The organism is Demetria terragena DSM 11295 (assembly GCF_000376825.1).
Taxonomy (GTDB): Bacteria; Actinomycetota; Actinomycetes; order Actinomycetales; family Dermatophilaceae; genus Demetria; species Demetria terragena.
The window spans coordinates 878,559-892,817 of sequence record NZ_AQXW01000004.1 but is presented as its reverse complement, the minus strand read 5'-3'; the positions used below and the strand labels follow the sequence as shown (position 1 = coordinate 892,817).

15 protein-coding genes and 1 tRNA gene are annotated in these 14,259 nt (G+C 64.8%); 12 read left to right on the top strand and 4 right to left on the bottom strand.

Annotated features, from left to right (window positions below):
- Positions 1-64: 64 nt before the first annotated feature.
- The 3 genes from F562_RS0108350 (at position 65) to cimA (ending at position 3,808) form a co-directional block, all read left to right on the top strand.
- Entirely contained in the window at positions 65-1,159 is a 1,095-nt protein-coding gene (locus F562_RS0108350) for a branched-chain amino acid aminotransferase (RefSeq protein ID WP_018156494.1), read from the top strand.
- Complete coding sequence (locus tag F562_RS0108345; RefSeq protein ID WP_018156493.1) at positions 1,159-1,983, top strand: HAD family hydrolase; 825 nt, start codon at positions 1,159-1,161, stop codon at positions 1,981-1,983. The genes F562_RS0108350 and F562_RS0108345 overlap by 1 nt, the downstream gene beginning before the upstream one ends.
- 247 nt (positions 1,984-2,230) lie before the next feature.
- On the top strand, positions 2,231-3,808 hold the full coding sequence (gene cimA / locus F562_RS0108340) for a citramalate synthase (RefSeq protein WP_018156492.1): 1,578 nt from the start codon (positions 2,231-2,233) through the stop codon (positions 3,806-3,808).
- Here cimA and F562_RS0108335 read toward each other — a convergent pair.
- Positions 3,783-4,667 carry a hypothetical protein gene (locus F562_RS0108335; RefSeq protein ID WP_018156491.1) on the bottom strand — a complete coding sequence of 295 codons (885 nt, stop codon included), beginning with the start codon at positions 4,665-4,667 and terminating at the stop codon, positions 3,783-3,785. The two genes, cimA and F562_RS0108335, sit on opposite strands and share 26 nt — an antisense overlap.
- Positions 4,668-4,700: 33 nt before the next feature.
- Between F562_RS0108335 and F562_RS0108330 the strand changes: the two genes are divergently transcribed.
- From F562_RS0108330 to F562_RS0108305, 6 genes are all read left to right on the top strand, one after another.
- Positions 4,701-5,477 carry a fumarylacetoacetate hydrolase family protein gene (locus tag F562_RS0108330; RefSeq protein ID WP_018156490.1) on the top strand — a complete coding sequence of 259 codons (777 nt, stop codon included), beginning with the start codon at positions 4,701-4,703 and terminating at the stop codon, positions 5,475-5,477.
- Positions 5,478-5,533: 56 nt separating this feature from the next.
- The gene (gene murI / locus F562_RS0108325; protein WP_018156489.1) at positions 5,534-6,358 is read left to right on the top strand and encodes a glutamate racemase; all 825 of its coding nucleotides are present in this window, start codon (positions 5,534-5,536) and stop codon (positions 6,356-6,358) included.
- The gene (locus tag F562_RS0108320; protein WP_018156488.1) at positions 6,355-7,128 is read left to right on the top strand and encodes an MBL fold metallo-hydrolase; all 774 of its coding nucleotides are present in this window, start codon (positions 6,355-6,357) and stop codon (positions 7,126-7,128) included. The genes murI and F562_RS0108320 overlap by 4 nt, the downstream gene beginning before the upstream one ends.
- An 86-nt stretch (positions 7,129-7,214) precedes the next feature.
- Positions 7,215-7,973, top strand: coding sequence for a ribonuclease PH (rph, locus tag F562_RS0108315; protein ID WP_018156487.1), 759 nt, complete (start codon positions 7,215-7,217; stop codon positions 7,971-7,973).
- On the top strand, positions 7,973-8,581 hold the full coding sequence (rdgB, locus tag F562_RS0108310; protein ID WP_018156486.1) for an RdgB/HAM1 family non-canonical purine NTP pyrophosphatase: 609 nt from the start codon (positions 7,973-7,975) through the stop codon (positions 8,579-8,581). Before rph ends, rdgB begins: the two co-directional genes overlap by 1 nt.
- A 1-nt stretch (position 8,582) precedes the next feature.
- Positions 8,583-10,142: a molybdopterin-dependent oxidoreductase gene (locus F562_RS0108305; protein ID WP_018156485.1), complete on the top strand. Its 1,560-nt coding sequence runs from the start codon at positions 8,583-8,585 to the stop codon at positions 10,140-10,142.
- Between the two features lie 32 nt (positions 10,143-10,174).
- Here F562_RS0108305 and F562_RS0108300 read toward each other — a convergent pair.
- Positions 10,175-10,256, bottom strand: a tRNA-Leu gene (locus F562_RS0108300).
- 114 nt (positions 10,257-10,370) lie between these two features.
- On the opposite strand from F562_RS0108300, the gene F562_RS0108295 reads away from it, so the two are divergent.
- Positions 10,371-11,795: a GntP family permease gene (locus tag F562_RS0108295; RefSeq protein WP_018156484.1), complete on the top strand. Its 1,425-nt coding sequence runs from the start codon at positions 10,371-10,373 to the stop codon at positions 11,793-11,795.
- A 21-nt stretch (positions 11,796-11,816) separates the two neighbouring features.
- On the opposite strand, the gene bcp is transcribed toward F562_RS0108295, so the two are convergent.
- Positions 11,817-12,287, bottom strand: a complete 471-nt coding sequence (gene bcp / locus F562_RS0108290) for a thioredoxin-dependent thiol peroxidase (protein WP_018156483.1) — start codon at positions 12,285-12,287, stop codon at positions 11,817-11,819.
- 76 nt (positions 12,288-12,363) lie between these two features.
- Between bcp and F562_RS0108285 the strand changes: the two genes are divergently transcribed.
- Positions 12,364-12,633 (top strand): DUF3618 domain-containing protein, encoded by a 270-nt coding sequence (locus F562_RS0108285; protein WP_018156482.1) that lies wholly within the window; start codon positions 12,364-12,366, stop codon positions 12,631-12,633.
- A gap of 31 nt (positions 12,634-12,664) precedes the next feature.
- Positions 12,665-12,964: a GroES family chaperonin gene (locus F562_RS0108280; RefSeq protein WP_018156481.1), complete on the top strand. Its 300-nt coding sequence runs from the start codon at positions 12,665-12,667 to the stop codon at positions 12,962-12,964.
- Between the two features lie 68 nt (positions 12,965-13,032).
- Here the strand turns inward: F562_RS0108280 and F562_RS0108275 are convergent, their stop codons facing one another.
- A complete protein-coding gene (locus tag F562_RS0108275; protein WP_018156480.1) occupies positions 13,033-14,229 on the bottom strand; it encodes a glycine C-acetyltransferase in 1,197 nt (398 codons plus the stop codon).
- Positions 14,230-14,259: the final 30 nt, after the last annotated feature.

Genomic DNA, 14,259 nt, shown 5'->3' with positions numbered 1-14,259 from the left:
GGTCTCGGGGCAGAATCTAGGGCGTCCTAGTATCGGTTCCGTTCACCGTCGCGAGGAGTGCAAGATGTCGTTGTCGTACGCCGTCCATGAACGGTCTGATCGCCGTCCGGCGCAGGAGCGCGACGCGATCCTGGCCAATCCCGGATTTGGGAAGCAGTTCACTGACCACATGGTGCGCTCGACCTGGACTGGTGACCGGGGCTGGCATGACGCTCAGGTGTGTGCGTACGGTCCCTTCCAACTCGACCCGGCCGCCGCCGTCCTGCACTACGCACAGGAGATCTTCGAGGGCATGAAGGCCTACCGGCATGCCGATGGCTCGGTGTGGACGTTCCGTCCGGAGGCCAACGCGGCGCGGTTTAATCGGTCGGCTCAGCGGCTGGCGCTTCCGCCGTTGGAAGAGGCCGACTTCCTTGAGTCGCTGAAGCAACTCGTCCAACTCGACGTCGACTGGGTCCCAGATTCGACCAGCGGTGAGTCCTCGCTTTACTTGCGGCCGTTCATGTTTGCCTCGGAGTCTTTCCTTGGTGTGCGCCCCGCTCAGGAAGTGACCTACTCGGTGATTGCCTCGCCGGCGGGTTCCTATTTCACCGGCGGTTTGAAGCCCATTTCGCTCTGGATCTCCGAGCACTTCTCACGCGCAGGCAAGGGCGGAACTGGGGACGCGAAGTGCGGAGGCAACTACGCCGCATCCCTGGCGGCGCAGATCGAAGCCTCCGAAAATGGTTGCGACCAAAGCGTTTTCCTGGATTCGGTGGAGCAGAAATACGTTGAAGAACTCGGTGGGATGAATGTCTTCCTCGTGTACCAGGACGGCCGCATCGTGACTCCTGCGCTCACCGGCTCGATCCTGGAGGGAATCACCCGGTCATCGATCATCGAACTGGCCAAGGACCTCGACCTTCGTCCCGAGGAAAAGCGAATCTCGCTGGAAGAGTGGCGTGCTGACGCCGAGTCGGGGCAGATCACCGAGGCGTTCGCCTGCGGCACGGCCGCGGTGGTCACGCCCATTGGGCGTCTCCTGTCGACCAAGGGCGAGTTCCGCACCGGGCCTGAAGGCGACGGTGGACCGGTGGCGACGCGAATTCGTGAATCTCTCTTGGACATCCAGACAGGGCGGGCCGAGGACACGCGCGGCTGGCTCACCCGCCTGGCGTGATGGTCGAGCGTCCACGCCTGGTCGCAACCGATCTCGACGGGACGTTGCTGGCCACTGATGGCAGCGTGAGCCCCCGGACTGCCGCGGCGTGGCGGCGGTTGGGTGAACTAGGCATCGAGTCCGTTCTGGTGACCGCACGTCCGCCGCGCTGGATTGACCCACTGCGCGACATCGTCGGGACACACGGTTTGGCTATCTGCACCAATGGCGCCTTCACCTATGACGTTGGTCAGTGCGCCGTGGTCGACGAGCGCGGTATGCCCCGCTCGGTCGTGCTTGAGGTCGCAGCGCTCCTCCGCGATCGCTTTCCCGACGTCGGGTTTGCCGTCGAGTGCGCCGATGGGATGTACCGCGAGCCGGGCTATCCGGACCCGCACGCCGAGCACTTACCCGACATGCCGTTTCAGCCGATCGAGGAGTTGGCCGACCACCTTGTCGTGGGCAAACTCCTTGCGGCGCGACCGGGCGAGCCAGATCCGGAATTCGTAAGCGTGGTCACCGAATTGATCGCAGGCCGAGCTGAGGTGGCCTTCTCTGGAGTAGGAGCCCTCGCTGAGATCAGCGCGCCGGGCGTGACCAAAGGCGTTGCCTTACAGTCCTGGTGCGACGAGCGAGGGGTGGCGGCGCAGGACGTCTGGGCGTTCGGCGATATGCCCAATGACTTGCCGATGCTGGCCTGGGCTGGGCGGTCCTATGCGGTCGCCAACGCACATCCTGAGGTCCTCGCTGCGGCCACCCACCAGTGCCCCAGCAATGACGACGACGGCGTCGCGCGGATCCTGGAAAGTCTCGTGCCACCCAGCGGGAGGACGTCCGGGGAGTGAGACGCCGGTATCCCTATGCGAGATCGGCGTGCAACTATCACCGCGTGATGAGCCTGGATCGTGCGGTCACCCCCGCAACGACGATCATTATCCGCTAGCGCGCTGGATTTCACTCCGGCGCGCAACCTCCCGTACCCCGGGAGGTTTTTTCGTTCCCAGGCCACCCTTGCCGACGGAATGAGCGCCACCGGAGGTGACGTCACCAGGCCCTCACCACTCTGCCCCCTGTCATGAAGCGAGAAACACGATGACTGTCCAGGTTTACGACACCACCCTGCGGGATGGCGCTCAGCAGGAAGGTTTGAACCTTTCAGTGGCCGACAAACTGGCGATTGCCGTGCACCTCGACAACCTCGGAGTCGGCTTCATCGAAGGCGGCTGGCCAGGCGCCAATCCGAAAGACACCGAGTTCTTTTCGCGCGCTGCTGCGGGCGAGCTCACCTTGAATCATGCGGTCCTGGCCGCTTTCGGTTCGACGCGAAGGGCCGGTGGCGAGGCAGCATCCGATCCGCTCGTTCAGGCACTTCTTGACGCGCAAACACCGGTCGTATGCCTGGTCGCCAAGTCACACTCCGGCCACGTGGAGCGCGCGCTGAAAACCACCACCGAGGAGAACTTGGCGATGGTGCGTGACACCGTGAGTTTTCTGCACGGCTCGGGGCGTCGGGTGTTCGTCGACTGTGAGCACTTCTTCGACGGCTACGCGCTCGATCGGGACTACGCACTGGCTGTCGTGCGTACGGCTGCTGAGGCTGGCGCTGAGGTGGTCGTGTTGTGCGATACCAACGGTGGAATGCTGCCTACCCAGGTGTCGGAGGCGGTCGCCGATGTCGTGGAGCAGACCGGAGCCAACCTGGGGATCCATGCCCACAATGACACGGGGTGCGCGGTCGCAAACTCGATGGCCGCGATCGCGGCCGGCGCGATGCACGTCCAGGGGACGGTCAACGGATACGGCGAGCGGACGGGCAACGCCGACCTGCTGACCGTGGTGGCCAACCTCCAGCTCAAGCGCGGGTACGACCTGGTCGAACCGGCACGCCTCGCCCAATCGCTGCACCTGGCGCACGCCATCAGCGAGATCACCAACATCGCCCCCCATGGTCGACAGCCATATGTCGGTCACAGCGCCTTCGCGCACAAGGCGGGGCTGCATGCGAGCGCGCTGCGTGTCGACCCCGACCTGTACCAGCACATCGATCCGACGCTCGTGGGCAACTCGATGCGCACGCTGGTCTCCGACATGGCCGGTCGGGCGTCAATCGAGTTGAAGGGCAAGGAACTTGGCTATGACCTCACAGGTCAACCTGAGCTGCTCGCCCGGATGGTGTCGAAGGTGAAGGAGCGAGAGAACCAGGGTTGGACCTACGACGCCGCAGACGCGTCATTCGAACTGCTCCTGCGCGATGAGGTGGTCGGTGAACCGCTGTCCTACTTCCAGGTCGAGTCGTGGCGAGTCATTTCTGAGTCCGGCCAGGAGGGCGGGACGTCCGAGGCCACCGTCAAGCTGCAGGCGGCCGGACGTCGAGTCATCGCGACCGGGGAGGGCAACGGCCCCGTCAACGCGTTGGACCATGCGCTACGCGAGGCGCTCGCCAGTGCCTACCCGGAGTTGGAAAAGCTTGAGCTCGTCGACTTCCGGGTGCGCATCCTGGACGCCTCCCACGGCACCGACGCGGTCACAAGGGTGCTCATCAACACCAGGAACGACCAGCGAACTTGGACCACGATCGGCGTTGCCCCCAACATCGTGCAGGCGAGTTGGGTGGCGTTGTTGGATTCCTTCGCCTACGGACTGCTCAAGGCTGGTGTCGAGCCGCGCTGATCGGGGCGTCGTCCAGCAGCTGATCACAGACGGCGAGTAGTCGTTGCCGCAGCGCCTGTCCGCGTTCGGCGAAGGAACGCTGGCGTCGGACGTACTCGGCCTTGCCGTCGGTGGTTTCGATGCGCACCGGGTCTAGGCCCAGGTCGCGGAGGTCGTACGGGGCCGCGGCCATGTCGAGGTGGCGAATCTCCCGGGCAAGGTCGAAGCAGTCCATCAGCAGCTCCGAGGGTACGGCGGGGGTGAGTTTGTAGGCCCACTTGTAGACATCCATACCCGCGTGGAGGCAGCCGGGTTGTTCCATCTCCACCTGCGAATCACGAGTGGGTGCAAGGGTGTTCAGCGGGCGTGCTGGGTCAGTAAAGAACCGGAAGGCATCGAAGTGCGAGCACCCGATGCGGTGACTCTCGACGACGGCGTCAGTCTCAGCGGGCGAGAGCCGAAGTGGCCAGTCGGTATGCCGGACCTGCTCGGGGCTGAGTCGATAGACCATGGCCCACTCGTGCATCCCGAAGCACCCGAGATGCGGCGCTCGCTGTGCGGTCGCTTTGAGTAGGCGCCGGATGAACTGCAGGCTCTGGCCGCGCGACCGGACGAAGTCCGCCTGGTCGACGAAACCGTAGTCATCCTCGAATCGGTAGAACTTCCAAGGCCGTTCGCCACCCTCCAGGCGAACTCCGACTCCTGGGTGCCAGCGCCGAAGTTGCGCGGGGGAGTGGGAGTAGTACCGAAACAGGAAGTCCTCGACCGGATGTTTGACGCCGTCCTGGCGCCGTGCTCGGTGGTGAGCCGTTGCACTGTCCACGCGGGCATGGTGGGCCGCCTCGCGGGCGGTCCACTCGGCGCGGGAGAGGACGGTCATGGCACCCGCCAGGGTAAGTCGTAGTCTCGGGTTATGCGCATTGCGAGGTACACCACTGGTGACGATCCGACGTACGGGCTGGTTGACGGGGCTGGCGAGAAGATCGCCCAGATCTCCGGTGATCCGCTCTATACCAAGATCGAGCTGACCGGCGAGACCACGACGGTCGACGAGGTTCGTCTCCTCGCGCCAGTCATCCCGCGCAGCAAGATTATTGGCATTGGCAAGAACTACGCCGCGCACGCCGCCGAGATGGGCGGGGAGGCGCCGGCCGAGCCGCTGATGTTCCTCATTCCGAATACCGCGGTCGTAGGGCCTGGCGACCCGGTGGTCATGCCGCCCCAGAGTGAGCGGATCAGTTTTGAGGGTGAGCTCGCCGTTATCATCGGCAGTGTCTGCAAGGACATCTCGCCCGAGGAAGCACGCAAAGTCGTCCTCGGTTACACCTGCGCCAACGACGTGACGGCACGCGATCTGCAGAAATCTGACGGTCAGTGGGCTCGCGCCAAGGGCTTTGATACCTTCTGTCCGCTCGGACCGTGGATCGAGACCGAGGTCGACCTGGACCGCGCCGTCGTCAAGACGACCCTGGATGGCGAGGTCAAGCAGGACGGCACGACCGCCGACATGATTCACGACGTGTGGTCGCTGATCTCGTACGCTTCCCACGCGTTCACCCTCCTGCCCGGTGACGTCATCTTGACGGGAACACCGGAGGGAGTCGGGCTTGTCGATCCCGGGCAGCGGGTCACCATTGAGATTGACCAGATTGGGTCCCTGTCCAATCCGTTCGTTCGGCATTCCGCGTAGGGGTGAGCGTCGGGTCCGTCCTATAGTGACCTGGGTCTCGCCCTACCCTGGGGTTTGTGTCTAACGCACCGATCGGGATCTTCGACAGCGGGTATGGCGGCCTGACCGTCGCCCGCGCAGTCCTCGATCAGTTGCCCCACGAATCGGTCGCCTACCTCGGCGACACCGCTCGGGCGCCGTACGGTCCGCGCCCGATTGCCGAGACGCGCGCCTACGCGCTCGAGTGCCTTGACCGACTCGTGGATCACGGCGTGAAAATTCTGGTGATTGCGTGCAACACCGCCAGCGCGGCGGTGCTCCACGACGCGCGCGAGCGCTACGACGTTCCCGTCGTTGAGGTGATTCGTCCTGCGGTGCGCCGGGCCGCCCGGGCGACCACCAGCGCGCGGGTTGGCGTCATCTCGACTAAGGGAACTCACCAGAGCCGCGCCTATCTGGACGCCTTTGCCGCCGCGCCCCAGATCGAGGTGACGTCGGTGCCGTGTCCGCAATTCGTGGAGTTCGTGGAGGCTGGCGTGACCGGGGGTGCCGAGATCATCGAGGTCGCCCGCGAGTATTTGGGTCCGCTGCGCGAGCGCGACGTGGACACCCTGGTCTTGGGCTGCACGCACTATCCGCTACTCACCGGCGTCATCTCCTATGTCATGGGCGACGCGGTGACGTTGGTATCGTCGGCTGACGAGACGGCCAAGGACGTTTTCCGTGTGCTGGCTGATGCCGACCTGCTGGCCGTGCCTGGCCGTACGGCATCACACTCGTTCACCACCACCGGTGATCCGGAGACCTTTCGGACGTTGGCACGCCGGTTCCTTGGGCTCGGCCCGGAGTTCGAGCACGTCTTCCACAACACCTTTCGCGGCACCCAGGTGGAGGTTCCATGAGATTGACCGTCGTCGGATGCGCGGGCTCATTCGCCGGTCCCGACTCAGCCGCATCGTGCTACCTCGTGCAGGCCGAGCACGCCGGCCGCACCTGGAGTGTGCTCCTGGACCTCGGTAACGGAGCGCTGGGCGCACTGCATCGCCATCTTGACCCAGCAGATGTCGACGCTGTCGTGATTAGTCACCTCCACCCCGATCACTGTGTCGACCTCGCCGGCTACTACATCGTGCGCACTTTCCACCCTGATGGCGTGATGCCGATGCTGCCGGTGCACGCGCCAGATGGTGCTGCGGCCCGGTTGAGCCGGGTGCACGCGCTCGATGATGAAGAGAAGCCAGAGCACCTGCGCGACCGGTTCGATTTTCACGACCTGGCGCATCAGGAGTCCTTCACCGTGGGCCCGTTCACGCTGACTCCTCATCGGGTCGAGCATCCGGTGGAGGCCTACGGGATTCGGGTCGAGGCAGACGGTGCGGTGCTGGCCTATACCGGCGACACTGACTCCACTCCTCAGCTCAATGCACTCCTTCAAGGAGCGACGCTTGCGCTGACCGATTCGGCCTACATCGATGGCCGCGACGAGGTCGTGGGCATCCACCTCAGTGGCAGCCGGGCGGCTCAGGCCGCGGTCGATGCCGGCGGCGTACGGCGACTGATGCTGACCCATATTCCGGCGTGGAACGACCCAGAAATCTGTCGCGCGCAGGCCGCTGAGGTGTGGCCCGGCGAAGTCGAGCTTGCTGAGGCTGGTCGGACCTACGAGCTGTAGGCGCCGCCCTCCTCGGCGCGCCAAGCGTCACGGAGTCGTAAGGCCTTGCCGAAGGTGTGCAGAGCCGCGGGATCTAGGCTCGGGGTATGACTGATTCGACCCCTCGCCATGACGGACGCGCACCTGACCACCTGCGGGAGGTGCGTCTGACACGCAACTGGTTGGACCACGCCGAAGGCAGTGTGCTCGTGGAGTTCGGACGTACTCGGGTGCTGTGCGCCGCATCCTTCACCGAGGGCGTGCCGCGCTGGCTGAAAGGCCAAGGTAAAGGCTGGGTCACCTCGGAGTACGAGATGCTGCCGCGCTCGACCAACACCCGCTCGGACCGCGAAGCGCGTAAGGGCAAGGTGGGCGGTCGTACGCACGAGATCTCCCGACTCATTGGCCGCAGCCTGCGCGCCGTAATCGACATGGAAGCGCTGGGTGAGAACACCCTCGTGCTGGACTGCGACGTCTTGCAGGCCGACGGCGGGACGCGCACGGCCTCAATCACCGGTGCCTACGTTGCGCTGGTCGATGCGATCGAAGATGCCCGCAGCCGAGGGCTGATCAAGCAGTCAGCCAAGCCCTTGACCGGTTCGGTTGCTGCCGTCAGCGTTGGCATCATCGACGGTCGGCCGGTCTTGGACCTGGACTACGTCGAGGACTCCACTGCCGGAACCGACATGAACGTCGTGATGACCGGGGAAGGCACCTTTGTCGAGGTGCAGGGCACCGCCGAGGGTGCCGCCTTCGATCGTGCCGAGTTGGATGCTCTGCTCGACATCGCCACCAAAGGTATTGCCGACCTCACCGTCCGTCAGCAGGCAGCACTTGACGCTCCGGCGCGCGAGCGCTCGATCTGATGGACAGACTCGTCCTGGCGACCCGCAACCAAGGCAAGGTCAAAGAGCTAAGACAGCTGCTCGCCGAAGTGCCAGACCTCGCACATCTCGAGGTTATCGGCGTCGGTGATCTGCAGGGCGTTCCAGAAGTCGCCGAGACTGGTGTCACCTTCGAGGAGAATTCTCGACTTAAGTCGGCTGCGGTCGCATCGAGCACGAAACTTCCTGTGATTGCTGATGATTCGGGCTTGACGGTTGACGTTCTCGGAGCCGCTCCCGGAGTGTGGAGCGCGATGTGGTCCGGGCGCTCAGGCGACGATCAGGCCAATATTGACCTGCTGCTCGCCCAACTTGCTGAGGTGGATGAGGAACGCCTGACCGCGCACTTCTCCAGCACTGTCGTGTTGACCATGCCGGACGGGACCGAGCGAGTGCGTGCCGGCCGCGTCGAGGGCCGACTCACGCGAACCCAACGCGGTGCCAACGGTTTTGGCTATGACCCAATCTTTGAACTGCCAGATGGTCGCACTCTGGCGGAATACACAGACGCCGAGAAGAACGCGATCTCACACCGGGGCAACGCCTTTCGCGCGTTGATCCCGGACCTCGTGGACCTCCTGGGTTCCTGACATGGACGGTCTTCGGCACGACATCGCCAAGGGTGCCCCTTACGGGCTGGCGGCCGGCGCCCTCACGCTTGGCGTGGGCGAGCTCTTCGCGGGCCTGATCACTCGATTCGGCTGGTCAGGCAGCGAGCCGTCACCCGTGCTCGCCGTCGGTGGCGCCTTCATCGACCGAACCCCAGCGTGGTTGAAAGACTTCGCGATCGACACCTTCGGGACCAGCGACAAACTGGTTCTCGGCATGGGAATGGCGCTCGTATTGGCGGGTGTCTGCGCCGTCGTGGGCGTGCTCCTGGTGCGCCGTCGCCCCTGGGCCTTCGGTGCGTACGCGGCACTGGGCGCCGTAGGCCTGGCGGCGGTCATGACCCGACCGGGCGCGGCCTGGCCGGATGGCATACCGACGGTCATCGGCACGCTCTGCGGGCTAGGTCTGCTGAGTGCGCTCGCCGACCGGAGCGAGGCTGAGCGCTTGAACTCTGAGGCCGGTCAGCCGGGTAGTCCAGGGCGACGCTCGGTGCTTGCCCTGGCAGCTGGCGGAGCCGCGGTGGGCGCATTGGCGGCGCTGGGCGGCCAGTGGGTCAGCACAAGCCGACGCGCGGTGGATGTGGCGCGCGAGCGCTTTGTGCTGCCATCGGTGGCGCGACGGGTGAAGGCACCGGTCGAGGCGGACGTCGGCGTCCGAGGCGTCACTCCGTTCGTGGTTCCGCAGGCCGACTTCTATCGCATCGACACCGCCTTCAGCGTCCCGCAGGTCGACCCGAGCGAATGGCGATTGCGGGTGCACGGAATGGTGGATCGCGAGGTTGAACTCGACTGGGAAACCTTGCTTTCCAAGCCGATGCAAGAGGCGATGGTCACGCTCATGTGTGTGTCCAACGAGGTGGGTGGCACGCTCAACGGCAATGCGATCTGGACCGGGTGGCCGGTACGCGAACTGCTGAAAGAAGCGGGGGTCAAGGCGGGCGCTGACATGGTCCTATCGACAAGTGTCGACGGGTGGACCGCTGGAACGCCGATGTCAGCACTCACGGACGATCGCAATGCGCTTATTGCCGTCGCGATGAACCGCCAGGCGCTGACTGCCGAGCATGGTTTCCCCGTTCGCCTAGTCGTCCCTGGTTTGTATGGCTATGTCAGCGCCACCAAGTGGGTTACCGACCTGAAGGTCACGACCTTCGATGCGGATGAGGGCTACTGGACTCCGCGAGGCTGGTCCGCGCGTGGACCCGTGAAGACCTCCTCCCGTATCGACGTCCCGGCCGAGAGGGCCTCGGTGAAGGCCGGTTCGGTTGCCGTGGCCGGAGTGGCGTGGGCGCAGCACGTCGGCATCCGCGCCGTACAGGTGCGCGTCGATGACGGCCCGTGGCGCGCCGCACGGCTCGGCGCCGAGGCCAATGTCGACGTCTGGCGGCAGTGGGTCTACCGCTGGGAAGCGCGGCCGGGGACCTATCGCCTGGCCGTACGCGCCCAAGACCGCACGGGCGAGTGGCAAACACCGGACTTCGCCCCACCAGCGCCAGATGGCTCGGCCGGTCACCACACCATCGAGGTCACCGTCACCGACTAGGGCCGTCGGTGCCGACCAGCACGCCACGTCTGTGCGCGAGGCGGGACTCGAACCCGCACACCCGAAGGCACCAGGACCTAAACCTGGCGCGTCTGCCAATTCCGCCACTCGCGCGCGCCGCCTAGCCTAGACAGGGCACGATTTGGTGGTGCGGGCAGGCGCCCTGTGACGTGCGATAAGCCCCGTGACTACAGTCGCCGAAACCTGCCGAATCAAGAAGGAGCAGCCGTGGAGATCCTGCACACCGCCATAGCCATCGGCGCCGCCATCATCATGATCATTCGATTCCGGATCGATCCGGTGATCTCGTTGGTGGTGGCCTCGCTCTACTTGGGCCTGGCTGCCGGTCTTGGCTTCGCCAAGACCGTCGAGGAGATCACTGGCGGATTCGGCGAGATCATGACCGAGGTCGGACTCCTCATTGGGTTCGGCGTCCTGATCGGCTCGCTGCTGCAGTCGACGGGAACGTTCGCCACGCTGGTCTCGGTGATCGCTCAGAAAGTCGGCGGCCGGTTGCCGTACGCCATTAGCGCCGCGCTGGCGACCATCTTTCCCTCGATCTACGTTGACGTGCAGGTCGTGCTAGCGGCTCCGATGGCGCGTCAAGCCGCGCCCGTGGTGGACAAGCGAACTGGCCTGCCCTGGCTGGCGGCTGCCCTTGGCGTCGGCATCTTCGCTGGCTATGTCTTCGTGGTTCCCGGGCTGGCGGCCGTTGCCGTCACAGGTCTGCTGAAGGTGTCGCTAGGCACCTACCTGCTCTTTGGGGTGCCGATCGGGCTGGCAACAGCACTCCTGGTGACGTGGCTGTTCCGTCAGCTGCTGAGGTCTGAGCGCATGTGGAACCCCCACAAGGACATTGATCCCAGCGAGGTCGAGCACCCAGATCACCCGGAGCACGCCGTCTTCCAGGAGCGTCTCCTGTCCCAGGCGGGCGCTGCTACTGAACCTGAGGCGGCGCGGACTGAAGATGGAGAGTTGGTTCCAAAACGCGCTATGGCGCTGCCACTGGTCGTGCGGCTGCTCCCGATCTTGGTCCCGCTGGTGATGATCGCCTTCGGCGCGTTCGCGGACGTTTTGTCCTTTTCCAACCCGTTCATCGCGTTCGTCGGCGACGCCAACTTTGCGTTGTTCGTCGGGTTGCTCATCGCCTTTGGGATTGGGCGCCGCGCGCTCGGGGGCAATCGCACGGATGACGCGCTCTCGCGCGGCTTCAAGACGACGGGTGAGATCCTGTTGATTACCGGTATCGGCGGCTCTTTGGGTGCCGTGATCACCGCGACCGGCCTGGACAAGACGCTCGGCGAACTCTTCTCCGCCGATTCCGGTGCGCCTGCCTTCGTGGCCATCGTGCTCGCCTGGTTCATCGCCGCTGTCTTGCACTTTGCGATCGGTTCGGTCTCGGTCGGCGCGATCACCGCAGCGGGAATTATCGCCCCGGTGGTGGCCTCGACGGGCGTCGAGCCAGTGGCGATCGCACTCGCGATCGCCTCTGGCGCGATGTTCGCCCTGCACGTCAACAGCAACTTCTTCTGGATGTTCAAGTCGCTGCTGGGGCTGTCGACCTCTGGTGCGCTGAAGACGCTGACCGTCGCGACGAGCCTGGGCGCGATCGTGTCGCTGCCCATGGTGCTCGCGCTGGGTACGGTCCTCTAGCCGGTTCGTCTCCCGAGCCGGTTACACCGCGACCTTGAGCTGCTTGGACAGCGAGGCGACGTGGCCCGTGGCCTTGACGTTGTAGCGCGCGAGCGCGACCTTGCCGTCCTCATCGACCACGATGGTTGAGCGGATGACACCGACGACGACCTTGCCGTACAGCTTCTTCTCGCCGTAGGCGCCGTACGCCTCAAGGACCGCCTTGTCCGGGTCGGCCAGCAGCGGATAGGTCAGCGATTCCAGCCCGGCGAACTCGGCCAGTTTGTCGGGGGAGTCGGGCGAGATGCCGACGACGTCGTAGCCCGCCTGGCGAAGCGGCTCCAAGGAATCCCGGAAGTCGCAGGCTTCCTTGGTGCATCCCGGTGTCATGGCGGCCGGATAGAAGAAGATCACGAGTTTGCGGCCGCGGTAGTCGGACAGCGAGACCTCCTGCCCTTTGTCACTCGTCAGAGTGAACTCGGGTGCGGCGTCGCCTGTCTCAAGTCGTGTCATGAGGTGCCTCTCTTCGTCGTGCGGTGGGGTGCCTAGGTTAGGGTCGCATCCAGGTCCGACGACAAAGGAGTTACCCATGGCTGAGCAGCGCGCCAAGACCGCCAAGGAAATCGAGGCTGACCTCGCGGCGAGCCGTAATCGCCTGGCGTCCACCATCGACGAACTGGCGTTCCGCGCCCAGCCCAAGGAACTGGTCAAGCGCCAGACCGAGGACGTCAAGCTCAAGGTGCACGACGCGACGCACACGCCCGACGGCGAGTTCGACTCAAAGAAGGTCGGCACCATCGCCGGTGGAGTGCTCGCTGCGGTGGTGCTGATCGCACTGATCCGCCGCGCTCGTGGCTGAGCCCGCAACCTCCGGGAATCTCCCGATCCGGATGCTGCACGACCGCGTTCTGGTGTCGCAATCCGATGAGGCAGGGGAGCGCAAGTCCGGAGGCGGGATCGTCATCCCGGCGACGGCAAGCGTGGGGCGCCGACTCTCGTGGGGCGCCGTGGTCGCCATTGGCGCTCACGTACGCCAGGTCGGGCTGGGCGACCGTGTGCTCTTCGATCCCGAGGATCTTGCTGAGGTCGAATTGCAATCCAAGGACTTCCTGCTGATGCGTGAGCGCGACATCCACGCCGTCGGCGAGGAGCGCGACACCGCGGGTTCAGGCACCGGCCTCTACCTCTGACCAGGAGGATCTAACTGCGTTAGGTGCCCTTGACCGGGAAATTTCCCAGTCAAGGGCACCTAACGCAGTTAGTTGCCGGGGGCGAGGACGTCGTCCCGGGCGGCGATGAAGGCTGCGACGCAGGTGCGTACGTCCTCCTCGCTGTGGGCCGCGGACAGTTGGACCCGGATCCGAGCCTGCCCCTTGGGGACAACGGGGTAGGAGAAGGCGATGACATAGACCCCGCGGTCCAGCATGGCGTCCGCGATCTGGCTCGCCTGGCGCGCCCCGTCGTCACCACGAAACATGACGGGCGTGATCGGATGACTGCCCGGGAGTAACTCGAACCCGGCGTCATCCATCAATTCGCGGAACAGCGTGGTGTTGCGGCCCAGCGCCTCGCGCTGTTCGGTTGAACTCGCGGCCAACTCGAGTGCTTTGCGTGAGCCGGCCACCACCGAGGGAGCCACGGCGTTGGAGAAGAGGTACGGGCGCGACCGCTGGCGCAGGAGGTCGACCACTTCCCGTCGCGCGGCGATATAGCCACCGGACGCTCCGCCGAGTGCCTTACCGAGCGTTCCGCTGATGATGTCGACTCGATCCATGACCTTCATGAGTTCAGGCGTCCCGCGACCGCCATCTCCGACGAAGCCGACAGCGTGCGAGTCATCAACCATCACCAAGGCACCGAACTCCTCTGCCAGAGTGCAGATTTCGTCCAGCGGTGCGTAGAAGCCATCCATCGAGAACACGCCATCAGTCACGATGACAGTGCGTCGCGCGCCGCGTGCCGCCTCAAGCTGGGCGCGTAGGTCAGCCAGGTCGGCGTTGGCGTAGCGGAAGCGACGCGCCTTGGAGAGGCGGATGCCGTCGATGAGACTGGCGTGGTTGAGGGCGTCAGAGATGATCGCGTCCTCGGCCCCGAAGAGCACCTCAAACAGGCCGCCATTGGCGTCGAAGCAGGACGAATAGAGGATCGCGTCTTCTTGGCCCACAAACTCCGCGATCTGCTTTTCCAGGTCGCGGTGCTGCGATTGCGTCCCGCAGATGAAGCGTACGGACGCCATGCCAAACCCCCACTGGTCCAACGCATCTCGTGCGGCAGTCAGCACCTCAGGGTGATCGGCAAGCCCCAGATAGTTGTTTGCGCAGAAGTTGAGTGCCTCGGTTTCAGTGGTCGTGACATGCGCGGACTGAGCAGACGTGAGCTGGCGCTCGCGCTTGAGGAGCCCGGCCTCTTCGATGTCGTTCAGCTCGCGGGCTAGGTCGTCCTTGATGAGGTACATCGTTCTCCTTGGTCTCGACGGGCTCGACCG